Annotated in this window: 22 protein-coding genes; 15 read left to right on the forward strand and 7 right to left on the reverse strand. The window is 31.0% G+C overall.

Annotated elements, in window-relative coordinates; all coding sequences use genetic code 11:
- Positions 1 to 585: 585 nt before the first annotated feature.
- Positions 586 to 1,611 (reverse strand): threonine aldolase family protein, encoded by a 1,026-nt coding sequence (locus BDW31_RS06150; RefSeq protein ID WP_037551302.1) that lies wholly within the window; start codon positions 1,609 to 1,611, stop codon positions 586 to 588.
- Positions 1,612 to 1,823: 212 nt separating this feature from the next.
- On the opposite strand from BDW31_RS06150, the gene BDW31_RS06155 reads away from it, so the two are divergent.
- The 6 genes from BDW31_RS06155 (at position 1,824) to BDW31_RS06180 (ending at position 7,032) form a co-directional block, all read left to right on the forward strand.
- Positions 1,824 to 2,018 carry a hypothetical protein gene (locus BDW31_RS06155; RefSeq protein ID WP_011275881.1) on the forward strand — a complete coding sequence of 65 codons (195 nt, stop codon included), beginning with the start codon at positions 1,824 to 1,826 and terminating at the stop codon, positions 2,016 to 2,018.
- A 38-nt stretch (positions 2,019 to 2,056) separates the two neighbouring features.
- Positions 2,057 to 3,538: a cardiolipin synthase gene (cls, locus tag BDW31_RS06160; protein WP_053024678.1), complete on the forward strand. Its 1,482-nt coding sequence runs from the start codon at positions 2,057 to 2,059 to the stop codon at positions 3,536 to 3,538.
- A gap of 189 nt (positions 3,539 to 3,727) precedes the next feature.
- Entirely contained in the window at positions 3,728 to 4,594 is an 867-nt protein-coding gene (locus BDW31_RS06165; RefSeq protein WP_085060405.1) for an ABC transporter ATP-binding protein, read from the forward strand.
- A 3-nt stretch (positions 4,595 to 4,597) separates the two neighbouring features.
- Positions 4,598 to 5,335 (forward strand): ABC transporter permease, encoded by a 738-nt coding sequence (locus tag BDW31_RS06170; RefSeq protein WP_110709348.1) that lies wholly within the window; start codon positions 4,598 to 4,600, stop codon positions 5,333 to 5,335.
- Positions 5,336 to 6,433 (forward strand): sensor histidine kinase, encoded by a 1,098-nt coding sequence (locus tag BDW31_RS06175; RefSeq protein ID WP_037551311.1) that lies wholly within the window; start codon positions 5,336 to 5,338, stop codon positions 6,431 to 6,433.
- Positions 6,430 to 7,032 carry a response regulator transcription factor gene (locus tag BDW31_RS06180; protein ID WP_037551313.1) on the forward strand — a complete coding sequence of 201 codons (603 nt, stop codon included), beginning with the start codon at positions 6,430 to 6,432 and terminating at the stop codon, positions 7,030 to 7,032. Before BDW31_RS06175 ends, BDW31_RS06180 begins: the two co-directional genes overlap by 4 nt.
- Before the next feature lie 152 nt (positions 7,033 to 7,184).
- Here BDW31_RS06180 and BDW31_RS06185 read toward each other — a convergent pair whose 3' ends face one another.
- On the reverse strand, positions 7,185 to 7,364 hold the full coding sequence (locus BDW31_RS06185; protein ID WP_011275875.1) for a hypothetical protein: 180 nt from the start codon (positions 7,362 to 7,364) through the stop codon (positions 7,185 to 7,187).
- Positions 7,365 to 7,601: 237 nt separating this feature from the next.
- Positions 7,602 to 7,793, reverse strand: a complete 192-nt coding sequence (locus BDW31_RS06190) for a hypothetical protein (RefSeq protein ID WP_037551316.1) — start codon at positions 7,791 to 7,793, stop codon at positions 7,602 to 7,604.
- Between the two features lie 167 nt (positions 7,794 to 7,960).
- Here BDW31_RS06190 and nucI point away from each other — a divergent pair, with 167 nt between their 5' ends.
- Positions 7,961 to 8,497 (forward strand): thermonuclease NucI, encoded by a 537-nt coding sequence (nucI, locus tag BDW31_RS06195; protein WP_037551319.1) that lies wholly within the window; start codon positions 7,961 to 7,963, stop codon positions 8,495 to 8,497.
- Between the two features lie 62 nt (positions 8,498 to 8,559).
- Here the strand turns inward: nucI and BDW31_RS06200 are convergent, their stop codons facing one another.
- A complete protein-coding gene (locus tag BDW31_RS06200; RefSeq protein ID WP_037551322.1) occupies positions 8,560 to 9,417 on the reverse strand; it encodes a hypothetical protein in 858 nt (285 codons plus the stop codon).
- Positions 9,418 to 9,703: 286 nt separating this feature from the next.
- Here BDW31_RS06200 and BDW31_RS06205 point away from each other — a divergent pair, with 286 nt between their 5' ends.
- Complete coding sequence (locus BDW31_RS06205; RefSeq protein WP_053024681.1) at positions 9,704 to 10,285, forward strand: hypothetical protein; 582 nt, start codon at positions 9,704 to 9,706, stop codon at positions 10,283 to 10,285.
- Between the two features lie 65 nt (positions 10,286 to 10,350).
- Here BDW31_RS06205 and BDW31_RS06210 read toward each other — a convergent pair whose 3' ends face one another.
- Positions 10,351 to 11,733 carry an aspartate kinase gene (locus tag BDW31_RS06210; RefSeq protein WP_110709350.1) on the reverse strand — a complete coding sequence of 461 codons (1,383 nt, stop codon included), beginning with the start codon at positions 11,731 to 11,733 and terminating at the stop codon, positions 10,351 to 10,353.
- Positions 11,734 to 11,930: 197 nt separating this feature from the next.
- Between BDW31_RS06210 and BDW31_RS06215 the strand changes: the two genes are divergently transcribed.
- Genes BDW31_RS06215 through BDW31_RS06230 form a run of 4 tightly spaced genes read left to right on the forward strand, consistent with a single transcriptional unit; the run spans position 11,931 to position 16,051 of the window.
- Positions 11,931 to 13,208 carry a homoserine dehydrogenase gene (locus BDW31_RS06215; RefSeq protein WP_037551328.1) on the forward strand — a complete coding sequence of 426 codons (1,278 nt, stop codon included), beginning with the start codon at positions 11,931 to 11,933 and terminating at the stop codon, positions 13,206 to 13,208.
- A gap of 5 nt (positions 13,209 to 13,213) precedes the next feature.
- On the forward strand, positions 13,214 to 14,275 hold the full coding sequence (gene thrC / locus BDW31_RS06220) for a threonine synthase (RefSeq protein WP_053024683.1): 1,062 nt from the start codon (positions 13,214 to 13,216) through the stop codon (positions 14,273 to 14,275).
- A gap of 2 nt (positions 14,276 to 14,277) precedes the next feature.
- Entirely contained in the window at positions 14,278 to 15,195 is a 918-nt protein-coding gene (gene thrB / locus BDW31_RS06225; protein ID WP_053024684.1) for a homoserine kinase, read from the forward strand.
- Positions 15,196 to 15,247: 52 nt separating this feature from the next.
- Positions 15,248 to 16,051: a Cof-type HAD-IIB family hydrolase gene (locus tag BDW31_RS06230; protein WP_053024685.1), complete on the forward strand. Its 804-nt coding sequence runs from the start codon at positions 15,248 to 15,250 to the stop codon at positions 16,049 to 16,051.
- 86 nt (positions 16,052 to 16,137) lie between these two features.
- Here BDW31_RS06230 and BDW31_RS06235 read toward each other — a convergent pair whose 3' ends face one another.
- Together BDW31_RS06235 and BDW31_RS06240 are read right to left on the reverse strand one after the other, a co-directional pair.
- A complete protein-coding gene (locus BDW31_RS06235) occupies positions 16,138 to 16,452 on the reverse strand; it encodes a hypothetical protein (protein ID WP_011275865.1) in 315 nt (104 codons plus the stop codon).
- A gap of 139 nt (positions 16,453 to 16,591) precedes the next feature.
- Positions 16,592 to 18,046 (reverse strand): amino acid permease, encoded by a 1,455-nt coding sequence (locus BDW31_RS06240; protein WP_037551336.1) that lies wholly within the window; start codon positions 18,044 to 18,046, stop codon positions 16,592 to 16,594.
- Between the two features lie 217 nt (positions 18,047 to 18,263).
- Here BDW31_RS06240 and BDW31_RS06245 point away from each other — a divergent pair, with 217 nt between their 5' ends.
- From BDW31_RS06245 to rpsN, 3 genes are all read left to right on the forward strand, one after another.
- Positions 18,264 to 19,778, forward strand: a complete 1,515-nt coding sequence (locus BDW31_RS06245; RefSeq protein WP_053024686.1) for a catalase — start codon at positions 18,264 to 18,266, stop codon at positions 19,776 to 19,778.
- A gap of 89 nt (positions 19,779 to 19,867) precedes the next feature.
- Positions 19,868 to 20,017 carry a 50S ribosomal protein L33 gene (rpmG, locus tag BDW31_RS06250; RefSeq protein ID WP_001265708.1) on the forward strand — a complete coding sequence of 50 codons (150 nt, stop codon included), beginning with the start codon at positions 19,868 to 19,870 and terminating at the stop codon, positions 20,015 to 20,017.
- Positions 20,018 to 20,198: 181 nt separating this feature from the next.
- On the forward strand, positions 20,199 to 20,468 hold the full coding sequence (gene rpsN / locus BDW31_RS06255; RefSeq protein ID WP_011275862.1) for a 30S ribosomal protein S14: 270 nt from the start codon (positions 20,199 to 20,201) through the stop codon (positions 20,466 to 20,468).
- The last annotated feature ends 107 nt before the right edge of the window (positions 20,469 to 20,575 follow it).

The raw sequence follows: 20,575 nt of genomic DNA on the forward strand, positions 1-20,575 counted from the left end.
AAACTCATTAAAAGGGTATCTTTTGGTTATAGAAATTATGATAATTTGCGTAATCGAATTATTATAACTTCGCGACTATTTGCCTCAACAACAAAAAAAGAGATTAAACAACCTAAGGTTGCCTAATCTCGATATTTGGACTCATCAGTCCGATTTGACGTAGAGCCAAAATAAAATAGTCTGTGAACCTGAAATTGTCGAAATAACTCGCCGGATTGGATCTAGAGTAATTTATTTTTATCCACAAGTGCTTGATGCTTATTAAAAAGTTATTAATAGAATAGGTGTATGATAAAGGTCAGCACTCAGAACTTTAGGTGACCAATATAAAAAAATGTAATATTAAATTATGCAACTTAAAATTCAATATTAACGAGGTAGCGAATGTGATTAACATGATTGCTTAAACTTTTAAGAGGAGAATAAAAAGTGGAATTTAATATTAAAGTCACTATAGAAAAACGAGAACCATCTAAAAAAGAAATAATCATAGCCTTCTTTGAATTAATTGTAATTATTGCTGGTATTTATTATAAATTTCATTAAAAACAGGATTTCCTTTTAGGAAGTCCTGTTTTTCAGATGTTAAATTAACCCTAATAACTTATCCACATTTTCTTCGGTCGTAGCCCAACTTGTCGCAAATCTAACTACACGATGATTATCATCATATTTCTCCCAAATCGCGAACTTTACTTTTTGTTTCAATTCTTTAATCTTTTCTTCACTAAGTACAAAAAATTGTTGATTAGTAGGTGAATCAAAGTAAAGTTGATAGCCTTTTTCAAGAAATCCTTTTTTCATTTTATTAGCCATATTAATGGCATGACGGCTAATATCTAAATATAAATTATTAGTGAATAATTCCAGAAATTGTACACCTACTAAACGACCTTTAGCAAGTAAGGCACCATGTTGTTTGATTCGAGTGGTAAAGTGTTTTGGCTCATTATTTTTAGTGAAAACGATGGCTTCACCACATAGCGCACCTATTTTAGTACCACCTATATAAAAGATGTCGCAATATTTAGCAATATCTTCAAATGTTAAATCACTTTGATCGCTCATTAAACCATAGCCCAAACGCGCACCATCCATAAATAAGGGTACATTATGTTCTTTACACACGTCAGCAAGATTCTTCAATTCTTTTTTACTATATAAAGTACCGTATTCTGTAGGGTGTGAAATATAAACCATTCCTGGAAAGACCATATGTTCACGCTTAAAATCATTGTAAAACGTATCTAGATATGCATTAACTTCTTTTGGTCTAATTTTACCTTCGTGAGATGGGACAGTTAAAACTTTATGACCACTAAATTCAATAGCACCGCCCTCATGTACAGCTACGTGACCAGTGTCAGCTGAAATCACACCTTCATATGGCTCTAGTATCGAATTAATAACAACTTGATTTGTTTGCGTACCACCAACTAAGAATCGTACAGTCGCTTCTGGACACTTGATGGCTGATTTAATTTCTTCAGCTGCTTGCTTTGAAAATTGATCATCACCATAGCCAGAGGCCTGGATTAAATTGGTATCAAATAATCGTTGTAATACGTTTTCATGTGCACCTTCAAGGTAGTCATTTTCAAAAGAAATCATATAATACCCCACAATCTAAATAATTTAATTATTCTGAAAATTTAATAGAATGATTTTATTATACAATAATTTATCTCTTATGTGAATTTAATATTTTGAATATATAATTGTAAGCGTTTTAATGAAATGTAAGTTCTAGTATGAATTAATTTGCGATTTAAATGTAAAAAGACTATGATTTAAACAAATAAGTTGAATTGGAGTGTTGTAGAATGAGTAAAATCAAATTTAAAAAGATTCAAGAAAAAACACTGGATGAGTTAGAAAAAGAAATTAATATGTATCTTGAAAGTGATGAAGGAAGTCAATTTGAAGTTCTAAATATTTCAATAGACAAAATAGAAGAACGTAAATTTCCAAATAATGAAGAAGTGCTAAATGCCATTTTAATCTTAAATGCTAAGTAAATAATTTAAATTATAAAATTAAATAGGAGTATTATTTTATGAAATTCATGTTCGGCCCAGATTTGGGAACTGTTTTTACGATTTTATTAGCACTAGGCTTTGTGATAAATCTAGTACTAGCTTTTATTATCATCTTTTTAGAAAGAAATAGAAGAAGTGCGTCTTCTACATGGGCGTGGCTCTTTGTATTGTTTGTTTTACCATTAATCGGGTTTATTCTTTATTTATTTTTTGGCAGAACTGTTTCAAAAAGAAAAATGGAGAAAAATAATGGTAAGGAATTAGATACATTTAAAAGTGTTTTAAAGGATCAAGTTAAACAATTTGATGCACATAATTATCAAACTGATAATCAACAAGTAACAAAACACAGAGATTTAATTAGAATGTTATTAAACAAACAAGATGCATTTTTAACCGAAAATAATCACATTGACTTATTTACAGATGGTCATAAGCTATATGAGAAAGTCATTGAAGACATTTATAACGCTAAGAACTACATACATTTAGAGTATTATACATTTGAACTTGATGGCTTAGGTCATCGTATTCTAGATGCATTAGAAACGAAACTCAAAGAAGGGCTAGAAGTTAAAATATTATATGATGATGTAGGCTCTAAAAAAGTAAGAATGTCTAAATTTCATCACTTTGAATCATTAGGTGGTGAAGTTGAAGCGTTTTTTGCATCTAAGTTTCCACTTATCAATTTTAGAATGAATAACCGTAATCATAGAAAAATTATAGTGATTGATGGTCAAGTAGGTTACATTGGAGGGTTTAATATTGGCGATGATTATTTAGGACTTGGTAAACTAGGATATTGGAGAGATACGCATATACGTGTTGAAGGTGACGTTATAGACGCATTACAAATACGTTTTATATTAGATTGGAATTCACAAGCGCACCGCCCACAATTTGAATATGATGATAAATACTTCCCTAAAAAAAGACAGAATAAAGGGAAATCAGCGATTCAAATTGCTTCAAGTGGTCCAGCATTTGATTTACATCAGATTGAATATGGATATACTAAAATGATTATGAGTGCAAAAAAATCAATATATATGCAAAGCCCTTACTTTATTCCAGATCAATCGTATATCAATGCACTTAAAATGGCAGCGAATGCTGGCGTTGATTTACACTTGATGATTCCATGTAAACCAGATCATCCGTTTGTATATTGGGCGACATTTTCAAATGCTGCTGAATTATTAAGTAGTGGTGCGAAAATTTATACGTATCAAAATGGCTTTATTCATTCAAAAGTCATGATGATTGATGACGAAATTTGTAGTGTCGGTTCAGCTAATATGGATTATCGTAGTTTCGCTTTAAACTTTGAGGTAAATGCTTTTATTTATGATAAAGAAATCGCTAAAAAGATCAGAGCAGCATACGAAGAAGATATTAAAAAATCAAAACTATTAACTTTAGAGGAATACAAGAAACGTTCGCTTTCAATTAAAGTTAAAGAAGATATTGCAAAATTAGTATCACCAATTTTATAGCATTAAGAATCTATTTATAATAGTTAAAAATTATGAGATTAAGCAATTTAAAGTTGCTTAATCTCTTTTTTGCTACCTCGTCGTAGTTAATATGACAAATGTCATATTAAAATCGTGACAATTTGAACTAATTTTAATTTCGATAAAAAGATAAAGTAGATATATAAATTAAAAGGACGTGAGGTCGTTATGATATATATAAATCAATTAAAGAAATCGTTTGGTAAAAAGACAGTTTTGAATAATATCTCATTAGATATCGAGGAAGGAAAGTGTACTGCATTAATCGGAAAAAATGGTGCAGGAAAGTCCACTTTAATAGATATACTTATTGGTCATAAGCATGCGAATAGTGGAACAGTCGAAGATAAACTTAATTTAATATCCTCAAATAATATGGGCATATTATTTCAAACTACGAATTTACCTAAGCTCATTAAAGTAAAAGAACTATATCATTTATATCAACAATTATATACCAATCCTATGACATCTAATGAGTTTCAAAAATTAACTCAATTTTCTAATCTTCAATTGGAACAATATGCTAATAAATTATCAGGAGGTCAAAAGAGATTATTAGACTTTGTTCTAACTTTAATAGGCAAACCTCAATTTTTAATATTAGATGAACCAACAACGTCAATGGATATTGAAACAAGAGAACACTTTTGGAATCTAATTGAGCAACTTAAAGAAGATGGTATAACTATACTTTACACCTCTCATTATATTGAAGAAGTCGAAAGAATGGCTGATAAAGTTGTCTATTTAGAACAAGGAAGTATCAAAATTAATGATACACCACATAATATCTTGTTTAGCCAAAATAATTCAATTATTGAAATAATGACCTTTACGGAAGAACAATATCAAATACTTTCAGAAACATATGATATAGAAATTACGAATGGTAATCTAAAAATTCAAACAGAAAATGTTGAAGAAATTATTACAAATCTAATTAAAATAAATGTAGATTTAAATCAAGTCACAATTTATAAAAAATCTTTATTGGAACTCATGTTTTCAAAAGAAGAAAGAGTGGTGCAATAGACTATGACGAATATCATAACGTTACTTGATATTGAATACAAATTATTATTTCGACGCAAATTATCATCATTTATGGCTTTTATTTTTCCTTTGGCATTCTATTTATTGTTTACATCATTAATTGATATGCCAGCAGATGCGAAAAAAGTATTTTACAAAGAGTATATGTATAGTATGACGGTATTCAGTTTAATGGGATTTTGTCTGATGCAATATCCATTAGAAATAATCGAGGAAAGAAACAGTGGTTGGTATAAAAGATTAATTTCTACACCAATCACAGTATTAAATTATTATTTAGCTAAAATTATTAAAACAATGACTTTATTTTTATCTTCAATATTGCTTTTATTCAGCGTAGCACACTTCTATAAAGGGGTAGATCTAAGTGCAAGTGAATGGATTTTATCTGGTGTTTCTTTATGGTTAGGTGCTAGCATGTTTTTGACATTAGGTTTAATCATTACACAATTTAATGAGACACAGAAAGCAAGTAGCGTAGCTAATCTGTTTAATATTGTATTAGCCATTATTGGTGGATTGTGGTTCCCTGTTAGTACATTTCCTGATTGGATGCAAACAATTGCTAAACTAACACCAACGTATCATTTACGTCATTTAGCGCTTGAACTAGGTAAAGGTAATGGTTTTAATATCCAATCGTTCGTTATATTAGGTATTTATAGCATTATTTTCTTAATTATTGCATTATTAATTAATAAGAGAAAAGAGGTGGAATAAATGAAGCGTAGTTTAGGCGCTAAAATGGGAGAGATTTCATCTTTAATTTACTTAATATTTCCTTACTATGGTTTGTATTTAACATGGCAAGATGATAGCTTTTTATTTAATTTACTTATTGTAATCATTTTTACATTTGCTTATGCTAGTTTAATTCTTTTTCATGAAACATTAAGTCATCGTATTAATTTAATCTTATTTGGTATTCATTTTTTAGCGATTATTTATTTTGTATATGCATACAATCCAGCATTGAGTTTATTTTTCTTCTTTAGTGCATTTGCTATACCATTTTTATTTAAAAAGGGAGTAAAATCAAAAGAGTTTATGTTATTAATAAGTTCAATGATTACATGTATCATCATAACGATTATACAAACGAATCACTTTTATGTCGTGAGTATTATTATTTATTATATTGTTATTTTGGCAATATTATTTGGTAATTTTAAACTAATGAAAGAGAGACAATATCGTCAACAAATTGAAGAAAAAAATAAATATATTAATATTTTGATTGCGGAACAAGAACGTAATCGAATAGGTCAAGACTTACATGACACGTTAGGACATGTATTTGCAAGTTTGAGTGTCAAATCAGAATTAGCTGCAAAACTAATCGATAAAGATCCGCAAGCAGCTAAGAAAGAAATATTAAATATAAACGAAATTTCGAAAGATACATTAGATAAAGTAAGACATATTATTGAAAATTTGAAAGTTCAAACTTTTGAAGAAGAAATTCAATCTATAGAACAAATCTTAAAGGATGCAAATATTCACTTTAACTTTGAAAATATAAGAGGTGCGAGTTCCCTCAACCCAACTAAACAGACGATATTATCAATGATACTTAGAGAAGCGGTTAACAATGTAATTAAGCACGCGGAAGCCTCTGAAATTAATGGGAAAATAGAAAGTTACGATAATGGTATTAAATTAATCATTAGTGACAACGGTATAGGTCTGAAACAACCTAGCGAAGTAAAATTAAAGAGTATTAACGATAGGGTAGCGTTATTGAGTGGCACAGTTAATATCACTTCTAAACAGGGTACGACTATCGATATTATGATTCCGAGAGAAGGTATACAATGATTTCAATAGTAATTGCAGAAGATCAAAATATGTTGCGTAAAGCAATGATACAATTAATTGAATTTCACGACGATTTAAAAGTGATAGATGATTTTGATAATGGTATTGACGCATTACAATCTATTAATAGTCAACAGCCTGACATTGCTATTTTAGATATTGAGATACCAGGAATTACGGGCTTAGAAGTACTATCGCAATTAAGAGAAAATAAAATTAATACAAAAGTGATTATTGTCACGACTTTTAAAAGGCCTGGTTATTTTGAAAGAGCTGTTGCAAACGATGTTGATGCCTATGTGTTAAAAGAACGATCGGTTGATGATTTAGTTGCAACCATCCATAAAGTTTTAAATGGCGAAAAAGAATATAGTACGACTTTAATGACATCTTTGTTTAAAGAGGCTAATCCATTAACGCATAAAGAACAAGTCGTGTTACGTGAAATAGGAGAAGGATTAAGTAATAAAGAAATCGCTGATAAACTCTATCTTTCAAACGGTACGGTAAGAAATTACACGTCTAATATAATTGATAAACTTGAAGCGGAGAACCGCTTTGATGCTTGGAGAAAAGCGAATGATAAAGGATGGATATAGAATTTAATTATGCATATAGTCATGTATAAAGGTCAGAACATCAGTTTGCTCTTGGGAGCATGGATTCCAAGAACGTTAATACTTTAAGTTCTGACCTTTTGCTTACTTTTAACCTAATTATTTAAAGATTAAGAAGTATCTTTACAAACATATTAATTATCTCTTTTTTGAGTTTCTAGATTGTCAACATGAGTGGCTAATAACCGTAACACTTGAGCAACTTTATCTGGAGGTGTATCTTTCGCCAAAGTATGTTCGAATACATGGCCATTTTGTGTTTGTACTTTATAAATTAGACCGTGATTATCTATAATTACGTCTAGAATTTCCATAAAACCACCTCGCTAATTGTTTGATGGTAAGGCTTTTTGATAATTAAAATTGTGATAAATTAATCAATTTTTTTAAATTAATTTTATACATTTAAGGTATTTCTTATACATACCACAATATCTAGAAATTAATCTTAAATATAAAAAATGTGGAAGCGAGAAAGAATTCAATTTGAATTCTTTCTCGCTCCCAATTTACTTTGCTTGTAAAATTTCTATTAAGATTTTCTAATAGAGCTACTTGTTCTTTCTCTTGCGAATTATAGATTGAATGATATAAACAATAAATCCTACTAAGACTCCTAATAATAAAGCTACTACGACAGAGACAATAATAGGTAACTTATAGACAATTTGTAGTATTACACCGACAATTATGGCTATAATTACGGCTATAACTGTCACTAAATTTTCATTTTTCTCAGACATTGATGTCACTCCTAACGCATTTATTATAGCATGATAAGATTAATAATTTCACTTTTTTCGAGTACAGTGGATACTAACATCGTCTAACTAAAACAAGTTGTCATTGACGATTAATTTTAATTTATATATGATATTTATTATTGAAATAAAAAGCGTAGGTGACATCTTTGAACTCGAAAAAATCATTAAGTATCATCGTTTTAGCTGTTTTAGTGGTAGGCGTTTTAGCCTTTCAATTTATGAATCATACAGGACCTTTTAAAAATAATGGTTCTCAATCATCAAACAGTACTAACATTAAGGGTAAAGAAAAAGTACATGTAGACCGAGTAGTAGATGGTGATACCTTTGTTGCTACAAATAGTGAAGGAAAAGAAATTAAAGTTAGACTTATAGGTATAGATACACCAGAAACAGTTAAACCTAACACACCAGTTCAACCATATGGTAAAGAAGCATCTAATTATAGTAAACAACACTTAAATGGGAAAGATGTATATTTAGAATATGACAAAGAAAAAGAAGATAGATATGGTCGGACACTTGCATATGTGTGGCTAGATGAGAACACTATGTACAACGAAGAATTAGTAAAAAATGGATTAGCACGTGAAAAGTACTTCTCACCGAATGGCAAATATCGTCATCTTTTTGAAAAAGATGAACAACAAGCTAAAAAAGATAAAGTGAATTTATGGAGTTAAAAAATAAGCGATTGACACGTGTATCTGTATCTAGATTCACTGTCAATCGCTTATTATGTGCATTAATTATTAAAGCTGTTTACGATTTTGGTAACTTGGTCTTCATAAAGTGGATGTTTAGATAAATCAATCGCATTTTTGATTACCGCTTCAAGTGATGATTTAGTTGAAACGGTGTCTACATATTGAGCTCTTTCCTCTGAACCCTCAATGATATTTACGCTACCATCGCTAAAGTAAACGACTCCGATGCTTTGTACTTTATGATTAAAATGATTTTCAATTCCGTCTTTTAAAACTTTTGAATTAATCGCTGCTTGTTCATATGGATCATGATCATAAAACTCATAAATCACACGATTATTTTGAATTTTTTCGACGAAAGTATAAATTTCACTGCGTGGTGAATCAAACTGACTGTGATATTGTTTACTTACATAATGACCGACAATCTGATTTACATCATTTGTGTCAATTTGCATATCGTCGTCTACTGGTGCATCAAAATGGTAAAACGTTTTTTGTTTCCAGTTTTTGACGTCAATATTGATTAAGCCAACATCTGAAACGACAATGTAATCGAATGTTCTAGCGTATTCAAAAAAAGGATGTTTTGTAGCTAAATTACTTGTCGTTATAATATCGTAATACTTTAACTTGCCTTCGTCTTTATACTTTTCAAGAATGCTAGTTAAAACGTGTTTCGCGTTGCGCTTTGCATGTGAACTTACATCATTATTAGAACTAAGCATTTGATTTTTAAGTTCTAAATTTTCATTGCTAAGCGTCGCATTCTTAGTTACCATCTGATTTCTTGCGTACACTTCTGTATCAACTCTATCTTGCATGTAACGTTGATTTAAGATGAACGCCAAAATAAGTATAACGATGATAACAATTAAGATAATTGTTAATGTCATAATTCATCACCTATGTTCGAATTTTAATTTTATATCACTCAATATATTTGAAAGTAATAACGTGAGCGATATGAAATAACATATAAATTATATCTATTATAATTGCGTAGTTCAACAAAATGTAAATTAAGTTAAATTACTAAAATAATAAATATTACCTAATATTAGCAATTTTATTATTTTGTTTAACATCAAATTTAGCAATACTTCACAATTAGTAAATTGAAATCAGAAATAAGGATATGTATAATTAATGTATGAAAGCGTTTCCTTTGGAGGTAGTAATATGGAACATCAACAACATGTAGAAGAGCTAGTTAAAATATTAAAAAATGAATGTCGTACTTCATTCAAATTTCATGGGGAAGTCGCAATGCAGCTATTTTTAAGTGATAATTTTATTCTACCTTCTAGAGTCGACATATGCGTAGAACGTAAACAACTAGTTGAAGTATTAAAAGTAATTCCGTCCACGTATCATTTAAATTATTATGATAAAAATAATAATTTAATGAATCGAGATCAATTAAGTGTATCCGAAATTGCACACATAGATATTACTTTTAACGAGAAATTATTAATAAATATCTTTATTTATGATGTCGTAAATGAAGAGTGGATATTTAGATTAGATAGTAATATTAGAATTCCTAAGAATAGTATTTATTTTCATTCGCTGACATGGGGAGTAGATTATATTAAACCAGAAATCGTGCTAATGTACGACTTATTGGATAATCAAAATTACCATCAATTACCTAATTATAAAAAGGTTTTAGACTCATTAAGTTATTATCAATTTGTTATATTAAAAGTTGTCGTAGGGGAGCAACGAATCAATGAGGCATTAGCTCATAACAAATTATAAAGAAGCATCTAATATTTAAGTGGAATGTACAAAACATGACTACTTAAATACCAGATGCTTTTTAATTATGCTTGCTTATTTAGATTTTTCAAACAAATGCCATGATAACAATATTCATATGTAGATAAAACAGCCTTGTCTGCATCTTCAATTGAAATACCGAACATCATTGATATTTCAGACGAGCCTTGGTTGATCATTTTTAAATTGATTTTAGACTCTGCTAACGCATGTGTAATAGTGTTAGCAGTACCGATTGCTTTATACATTCCTTCACCAACAATCATTAAAATCGCTAAGTCGTGTTCAATACTTAATTCATCAACATCGCAACGTTTACGTATAGCGTTAAGTACATCTTTTTCTTTACCTTTTAATTGATGTGTTCGAAGGATGATACTAATACTATCAATACCTGAAGGCATATGGTCGAAAGAAATATTGTAATCTTCTAATATTTCAAGAATTTTACGTGTGAAGCCGACCTGTCTATTCATTAGATATTTTTTAATATTAATAACACTAAATCCTTTATCACAGCTTATACCTATAATGACATTTTTATCACTTACATCTCTATCATGGCGTATAAATGTACCTTTATCTTGAGGAAGATTTGTATTTTTAATAACCACTGGAATTCTGTGTTTATAGAGTGGCTGCAATGCTTCATCATGGAAGACGCCAAACCCAGCATATGAAAGTTCTCGCATTTCACGATATGTAATTTCTTCAATAAGATCCGGATTGTTAATTATATTAGGGTTTGCCTTATAAATACCTGATACATCAGTGAAGTTTTCATATAAAGACGCTCTAATTCCTCTAGCGATAATTGCACCTGTAATGTCAGAACCACCTCTTGGGAACGTAACGACATAATCATTTTTAGAAACGCCAAAGAATCCTGGGATAATAATTTTACCTTCAATATCTTTTAATTTACTAATCTTCTCATAAGCTTCTTCCAAGATTTGAGCTTGTTGCGGTAAATCTGTAACTAGAATACCTGCATCTTTTGGAGAAAGGTATGTCGTTTTAAAACCTTGTGAATCATTATAAGTTGCAATTAATTGCGCATTAAAATTTTCACCACAAGAAAGAATTGCATCGTATAATCTTAAAGGCTTATCTTTTAAAGTTGAAATAATCTCTTCTAAAGTGTCATCAATTACTTTTAATAATGAATCATCTATATCAAGTTCATGTAAAATATCTGCATAACGTTGAATAATTTCTTTCTTTTTATCTTGATAATTAAGATTATTCATTACTTTTTCATATAATCGAACTAGAAGATCGGTCGTTTTAACATCATCTTTGTGTCTTTTGCCTGGTGCAGAAACAATAATAATTTTACGATCTGAATCGCTATTAACGATATCTAGGACTTTTTTGATTTGTGTTACATTTGAAACTGAACTACCGCCGAATTTTGCCACTTTCATATACCTAATCAACCTTTCTAAAAAATCAGAAAATTCTATTTAATTTTCTGATACCACATGATAATATAAAGCTAAGTATTTACATTTTATGCTAAAAAGTCCTATCAATTTAATATGGTTTAATAGTATACTAAAATAAAGTATATTTCAATAAAACAATTGTATTTCTCAGTTATACAAATGGGGGAAGATAAAATATGAAAGAATTAAATATTGCTTTGCTTGGTTTAGGAACAGTGGGATCAGGTGTAGTTAAAATAATTGAAGAAAATCGACAACAAATTATAGATACATTAAACAAAGATATTGTTATAAAGCATATTTTAGTGCGTGATAAATCTAAGAAAAGACCTATAAATATTAGTCGATATCATTTAACTGAAGATGTTAATGAAATTTTAAATGATGATTCTATCGATATCGTCATTGAAGTAATGGGTGGCATTGAACCTACTGTCGATTGGTTAAGAGATGCTTTGAAAAGCGGTAAACATGTAATTACTGCAAACAAAGATTTATTAGCCGTACATTTGAAGCTACTAGAAGATTTAGCTGAGGAAAAGGGACTTGCGTTGAAATTCGAAGCGAGTGTTGCCGGTGGTATCCCTATAGTAAATGCTATTAATAATGGATTAAATGCTAATAACATTTCTAAATTTATGGGAATACTAAATGGTACATCTAACTTCATCTTATCTAAAATGACACGTGAACAAACAACGTTTGAAGATGCTCTTGATGAAGCGCAAAGGCTAGGTTTTGCTGAGGCAGATCCGACTGATGACGTAGAAGGTATTGATGCAGCACGTAAAGTTGTTATCACTTCTTATTTATCATTTAACCAAGTCATTAAATTAAATGATGTTAAAGTTCGTGGTATAAGTCAGACAACTTTATCTGATATCAATGTCGCGGACAAATTAGGTTATAAAATTAAATTGATTGGTAAGGGAACTTATCAAAATAGTAAAGTAAACGCATCAGTCGAACCAACATTAATACATAAATCCCATCAACTAGCTACAGTTGAAGATGAATATAATGCAATCTATGTCGTAGGCGATGCAGTGGGCGATACAATGTTCTATGGGAAAGGTGCAGGTAGCTTAGCTACTGGAAGTGCTGTTGTAAGTGATTTACTAAATGTGGCATTATTCTTTGAATCAAATACGCATACATTACCACCTCATTTTGAATTGAAAACCGATGCAACTCGCGAAATTATGGATACGGAAGATGTCATAGCTATTCAAGAGAAGTTAAACTATTATGTTGTTCTTAATAGTGACTTATCAAAAGAAAAATTTGAATCATTATTGAAAGAAACGTTACCTTTCCATAAATCACTACAGGTTGAACAACGTGATGAACAAACGTATGGTGTAGTTATTATAGGTTTAGATCAGTCACCAGAGGACGTTTTAAGTAAAGCTGATTTTAATATCGAGAAAATTTATCCAGTTGAAGGGGTTTAATGTTTATGAAAAGATGGCAAGGTTTAGTTGAAGAGTTTAAAGAATATTTACCAGTTAACAGCGACACACCAAAGTTAACATTAAATGAAGGACATACTCCATTAATTCATTGTGAGAACTTGTCTAAGATGTTGGATATTGATTTATATGTAAAATATGAAGGTGCAAATCCTACAGGTTCTTTTAAAGATAGAGGAATGGTCATGGCTGTTACTAAAGCAAAAGAACAAGGAAAAAAAGTAGTTATCTGTGCATCTACTGGTAATACATCAGCTTCAGCAGCTGCATATGCTGCACGAGCTGGATTAAAATCAATAGTAGTTATTCCAGAGGGTAAGATTGCACTCGGTAAATTATCGCAAGCTGTTATGTATGGTGCTGAAATTGTTTCTATTGAAGGAAACTTTGATGAGGCTTTAGAGATTGTTAAGGAAATTGCTAAAAATGATGAAGAAATTGAGTTAGTTAATTCAGTGAATCCATATCGTATTGAAGGACAAAAAACGGGTGCATTTGAAATTGTTGAACAATTGGAACAAGCTCCAGACGTACTCGCAATTCCAGTTGGAAACGCAGGCAATATTACTGCTTATTGGAAAGGTTTTAAAGAATACCATGAGAAAAAGGGTAGTCAATTACCTCGATTATTTGGCTTCCAAGCAGAAGGTGCGTCACCAATTGTTCAAAATAAAGTGATTAAAAATCCTGAGACAATTGCTACAGCTATTCGAATTGGTAATCCAGCTAGTTGGACTAAAGCTACGAATGCGTTAGACGAATCTAATGGATTGATTGATAGCGTTACTGATGAAGAAATTTTAGAAGCTTATCAATTAATGACTTCTAAAGAAGGGGTATTTAGCGAACCAGCTAGTAACGCCTCAATTGCAGGTCTGATTAAATTACATCGAGTAGGACAATTACCTAAAGGCAAAAAAATAGTAGCTATTTTAACTGGTAATGGATTAAAAGATCCTGATACTGCTATTTCAATATTAGATAACCCTATTCAACCGCTTCCTAACGATAAATCAAGTATTATTGATTACATTAAAGGAGCTTTGTAAAAATGACTGAACAGTTGCACTTAAAGATACCAGCGTCTACTGCTAATTTAGGCGTTGGTTTCGACTCGATAGGTATGGCTTTAGATAAATATTTACATCTTTATGTGAAACGAATTGAAGGGGAAAAATGGGAATTTACATATTTAAACTCCGAATTAGATTCACTTCCTAAGAACAAAGACAATTATGTTTTTAAAGTGGCTCAGCAGGTTGCATCTAAATATAATGTAGAATTACCTAGTTTAAGTGTTGAAATGCGAAGTGATATACCATTAGCTAGAGGTTTAGGTTCATCGGCATCTGCATTGGTAGGCGCTTTATACATTGCAAATTATTTTGGCAATATTCAGCTTTCTAAATATGAATTACTTCAATTAGCTACAGAAATAGAAGGTCATCCAGATAATGTTGCACCTACAATTTATGGTGGCTTATTAGCAGGCTTCTATAATCCAGATACAAAAGAAACGAATGTAGCACATATTGATGTGCCTGATGTTGATATAATTCTAACTATACCTCCATATGAATTAAAGACTGAAGATTCTCGTAACGTTTTACCTGATCAATTTTCTCATAAGTGCGCGGTTCAAAGTAGTGCAATAAGTAATACGATGCTGTGTGCATTAATTCAACATAATTATGAACTTGCTGGGAAAATGATGTCACAGGATGGCTTCCACGAGCCATATCGCCAACATTTAATATCTGAATTTAAAGAGGTTAAAACTATAGCTCAACAATATGGTGCATATGCGACAGTAATTAGCGGTGCAGGGCCTACCATATTAACAATGAGTCCTAAGGAGAAGAGTGGTCAATTAGTTAGAACGTTAAGACAAGCCGTTACAACATGTCATTCAGAATTAGCAACAATCAATGAAATTGGCGTTGTTGAAGAAATTGTGTATCCTTCATAAAATTTATTGTAAAATATAAACGAGTAAATTTTGAAAGGAGTACACTTCAGATATGAGTAATTATAAAATGATCGTTATGGACATGGACGATACTTTAATTAATAGTGAGAATAAAGTAAGTAAAGAAACTAAAAATTACTTGATAGATATTCAAAATCAAGGCTATAAAGTAGTGTTAGCTTCAGGAAGACCAACTGAAGGTATGCTACCAATTGCAAAAGAATTACAATTAGATATCCATGATAGTTATATCATCAGTTACAACGGCGGTAAAACGATCAAAGTAGCAACAGAAGAAGTAGAAGTGAGTCAAAGTGTATCTAAGAAGAATTTTGACCTTATTGTGGATTTTTGTCGTGAACATAACTTTTTAATCTTGACATATCAAGATGGATATATTATCCATGATGGTGATCATGAATATCGAGATATTGAATCAAAACTTACTGGGCTACCTATGAAACGTGTAGATGATATTAAAGCTTATATTAACGATAGCGTTCCAAAAGCAATGGGAGTTGATTATGCAACAAATATTGCTAAAGTACGTGATGATATGCATGGAAGTTTTAATTCAGAAATCGATGTAACAACAAGTAAACCATTCTTTTTAGAATTTATGGCAAAGGATGTTTCAAAAGGTAATGCGATTAAAGCATTATGTGAAAAATTAAATGTATCATTATCTGAAGTGATTTGTTTTGGTGATAGTTTAAATGATCAATCAATGTTTGAAGTAGTGGGTTGTGCTATCGCGATGGGAAATGCAAATGAGGAACTGAAGGCTATTGCAGACAAAATAACGTTAGATAACGATTCTAATGGTATTCCCGCAGCTTTAAAAACACTTTTGTAATACAAAATAAGGCATGAGAATACGAATGTTGTTTATTTCATCATAATTACCATGATGAATGATTCATTCGACCTCATGCCTTTTTATTATTTAGCAGTATGTGTCCATTCGTGCTTTCCTTTTGAACGTTTTACATAAGCGTAAACTTGATCAGCAGCATAATCTAAATTTGTATACACTGTAATTGTAAATGCAGACTGGTTTTCACTGAAAGGTTCAGTACTAAATACATCTTTTAAATGTGTAAATAAATTTTCCATTTGGTCATGTTCAAGACTAGGGTACTCTCTTAATGTACGTTTTAGTAATTGACCATTTTTTTCTTCTAGAGATTGTACAACTATAACGAAACGTTCTTCACTCTTAATGACATCATCAAATAAGTTTGTTTGACCAACCATCTTGCTTTCACCTCTAAGTCATTATCTTTACTACTATTATACTAGATAACTGTTTTTTCGAAAATATCAATATGTTGAAACCAAAAATGCGAGTCACTAAAAAGGATTTACTATACTTTCAGTGCTCGCATTTAATTATTTAATTATTTTTATGATAATGATGTGGTGTGATATCCATATCATTTAATTTAACGAACTTCGTTTTTCTTATTAATTTATGAGCTAAGAAAATGAGCCCTAAAATAATGATAGGTAAAATGTTAACGAAAAATTTACCTATATTACCATCGAATAAATCTCCAATTGAATTACCAAAGTATAAGAAAATTAAAGTTGCAAATACTAAAATTGGTCCAAGAGGGTACAATGGTGATTTATAAGGTAAAAGTTGATTGATATCTTGACCTTGACGTTTAATGGCTTTACGCAATCTTACTTGTGCCCATGAACTAGCTGCCCAAACAATGATTACCAATGAACCAATAATATTTAACAAACTAAAAACAGCATTTGAATAAAAATTAGCAATTATAATAATCGCTACAATCAGAATATATGTTGTAACTAATGCTCTTAAAGGTAATTTAGATTTATCGTTTAGCTTACTTAAGAATTTAGGTGCCTGTTTTTCATCACTTAAAGAGAACAACATTCTACTAGTAGTATAAACACCTGAGTTTGTCGCAGATAATAATGATGTCAATATAACAGCGTTAATAACAGAAGCGGCAAAAGCAACACCAATTCTATCAAATACAATTGTGAAAGGACTTTGTGTAACAGATTCATTCTCATTTAACAATAATGGGTCAGTATAAGGAATGATAGCTGCAATAACACCAATTGATAATACATAGAATAATAAAATTCTCCAAAAAACTTGTTTAACAGCTTTAGGCATTGTTTTTTCTGGATTATCAGATTCTCCAGCAGTCACTGCTACAACTTCAGTACCGCCAACTGAGAATCCTGCAACGAGTAAAACACCTAAGAAACCAGATAAACCACCCACGAATGGTGCCTCACCTTTAGTATAATTTTCAAAGCCATAAGAATGGCCACCTAATATACCGAAGATCATCAAGAAACCAACAATAATAAATATAATAATAGTTACAACCTTAATTAGTGATAACCAAAATTCAGTTTCTCCAAAAGCTTTAACCGTGAAGATGTTTAATAAAAATACAATAGTGATAAAGATTAAACTCCAAGTAAGTGGACTAAAGAATTTAAATACATCCCAATAATACAATACGTTTGAAGCAACCATAACATCTACACTGGAAACTAGTGTCCACATAATGTAATATAACCATCCCATTGTAAAACCTAGAGAAGGGTCTACAAATCGCGTTGCGTATGAACTGAATGATCCTGAAACTGGATAAAATGTTGCCAACTCTCCAATTGAAGACATTAAAAAGTAAAGCATTATGCCAATTAATAAATAGGCTAATATAGCGCCCCCAGGACCAGCTTGAGCAACAACACTACCTGTTGCTACAAAGAGCCCTGTACCAATTGCGCCACCTATAGCAATCATAGATATGTGTCTTGAGTTAAGACCTCTTTTCATATTGTTATCTTCCATATGATGTCTCCTAATTCTAAAATTTAAATATACAAACCATTTTAATCTTTTTGGGGACAGTATTCAATAACTTTTAAACAATTTAGCTTGAAAATTTTAAATTTTCTGATACTTTGCAGGTTTTTTTAAAAAAATGCTTTAATTATAGGGGTTATGGCTTTAATTATAGTAGATTCTAAATTATAATAATTATAAATAAGTGGAAGGAGAATTAACTATGGCGAAAGATGATAAAAGATTAACTGGTTTGTTTGGGCACCCTGTTTCAGATAGAGAAAATAGTATGACAGCTGGTCCGAGAGGTCCATTATTAATGCAAGATGTATACTTTTTAGAACAAATGTCTCATTTTGATCGTGAAGTAATTCCTGAACGTCGTATGCACGCTAAAGGTTCAGGTGCATTTGGTACATTTACAGTAACAAATGATATTACGAAATATACAAATGCTAAAATTTTTTCAGAAGTAGGTAAACAAACAGAAATGTTTGCACGATTTTCAACAGTTGCCGGTGAACGTGGGGCAGCTGACTTAGAGAGAGATATCCGTGGATTTGCACTTAAATTCTATACAGAAGAAGGTAACTGGGACTTAGTAGGTAACAACACACCCGTGTTCTTCTTTAGAGATCCTAAGTTGTTTGTTAGTTTAAACCGTGCTGTTAAAAGAGACCCACGTACTAATATGAGAAGTCCTCAAAATAACTGGGATTTCTGGACTGGCGTACCAGAGGCACTTCACCAAGTTACAATTTTAATGTCAGATAGAGGTATGCCAAAAGACTTCCGTCATATGCATGGCTTCGGTTCACATACGTATTCTATGTACAATGACGAGGGTGAACGTGTTTGGGTTAAATATCATTTCAGAACTCAACAGGGCATCGAAAACTACACAGATGATGAAGCGGCTGAAATTGTAGGTCAAGATAGAGAATCATCACAACGTGACCTATACGATGCAATTGAAAATGGCAATTATCCAAAATGGAAAATGTATATCCAAGTTATGACTGAGGAGCAAGCTAAAAATCATCCAGATAATCCGTTTGATTTAACTAAAGTTTGGTATAAAGGTGATTTCCCATTAATTGAAGTGGGTGAATTTGAGCTAAATAGAAACCCAGAGAATTATTTCATGGATGTTGAACAAGCTGCTTTCGCTCCAACAAACATTATTCCTGGTCTAGACTTCTCACCAGATAAAATGTTACAAGGACGTCTATTCTCATATGGTGATGCGCAACGTTATAGATTAGGTGTCAATCATTGGCAAATTCCTGTTAACCAACCTAAAGGTGTTGGCATTGAAAATATGTGTCCATTCAGTCGTGATGGTCAAATGAGATTCCTTGATGGAAATCAAGGTGGTGGACCTCATTATTATCCAAATAATAAAGGTGTTTACCAATCACAACCTGAATATAAAAAACCAGCATTCCCAGTAGATGGAGACGGTTATGAGTACAATCAAAGACAAGATGATGATAATTACTTTGAACAACCTGGTAAATTATTCCGTTTACAATCTGATGATGCCAAAGAAAGAATCTTTACTAACACAGCAAATGCGATGGATGGTGTGAGTGAAGACGTTAAACATAGACACATTCGTCATTGTTATAAAGCTGATCCAGAATATGGTAAAGGTGTTGCCAAAGCATTAGAAATCGATATTAATGATGTTGATTTAGAAGGTACTAACGACGAAACTTACGAGAATTTTAAATAGTACTAAAAAATTAGATTGCGTTGAGCATTTTAATATGGTAAAATTTTAAATCGTAAGTATTCCTAGTTAAATGAGAAAGGATGTTAATTATGCGCGTTAATGTAACATTAGCTTGCACAGAATGTGGCGATCGTAATTATATTACTACTAAAAATAAACGTAATAATCCTGAGCGTATTGAAATGAAAAAATATTGCCCAAGATTAAATAAATACACGCTACACCGTGAAACTAAATAATCTCTTATCTTTTAAATACGACATTAAAGATAAAGTAAGAACTTGCCGAAGTATAATAATCTTATACTTCGGTTTTTTAATTATTTAAATGAAATTAAGTCATCAGCCTTGTAAATTTAAAATCATGTGTTATTATATAAAACGTAATTATTACGATTTAAAAATAACAGGAGTGATATATATGGCAAAAAAATCTAAAATTGCTAAAGAAATGAAAAGAGAAAAATTAGTTAATCAATATTATGAATTACGCAAAGAATTAAAAGCTAAAGGAGATTATGAGGCATTACGTAAGTTGCCACGTGATTCTTCACCAACGCGTTTAACTCGCAGATGTAAAGTAACAGGACGTCCAAGAGGTGTATTAAGAAAATTTGAAATGTCTAGAATTGCTTTTAGAGAACATGCACACAAAGGACAAATCCCGGGCGTTAAAAAATCAAGTTGGTAAAATACAAATCTAGTACTTTAGTCCATTTACAAGACAATTAAAAAATTGTAAAGTATATAAGGGTGAGAAAATGAATGATTTTTATATTTAATATACTAAACGTTCGT

This window comes from Staphylococcus sp. AtHG25, from assembly GCF_003217445.1.
GTDB lineage: Bacteria > Bacillota > Bacilli > Staphylococcales > Staphylococcaceae > Staphylococcus > Staphylococcus haemolyticus.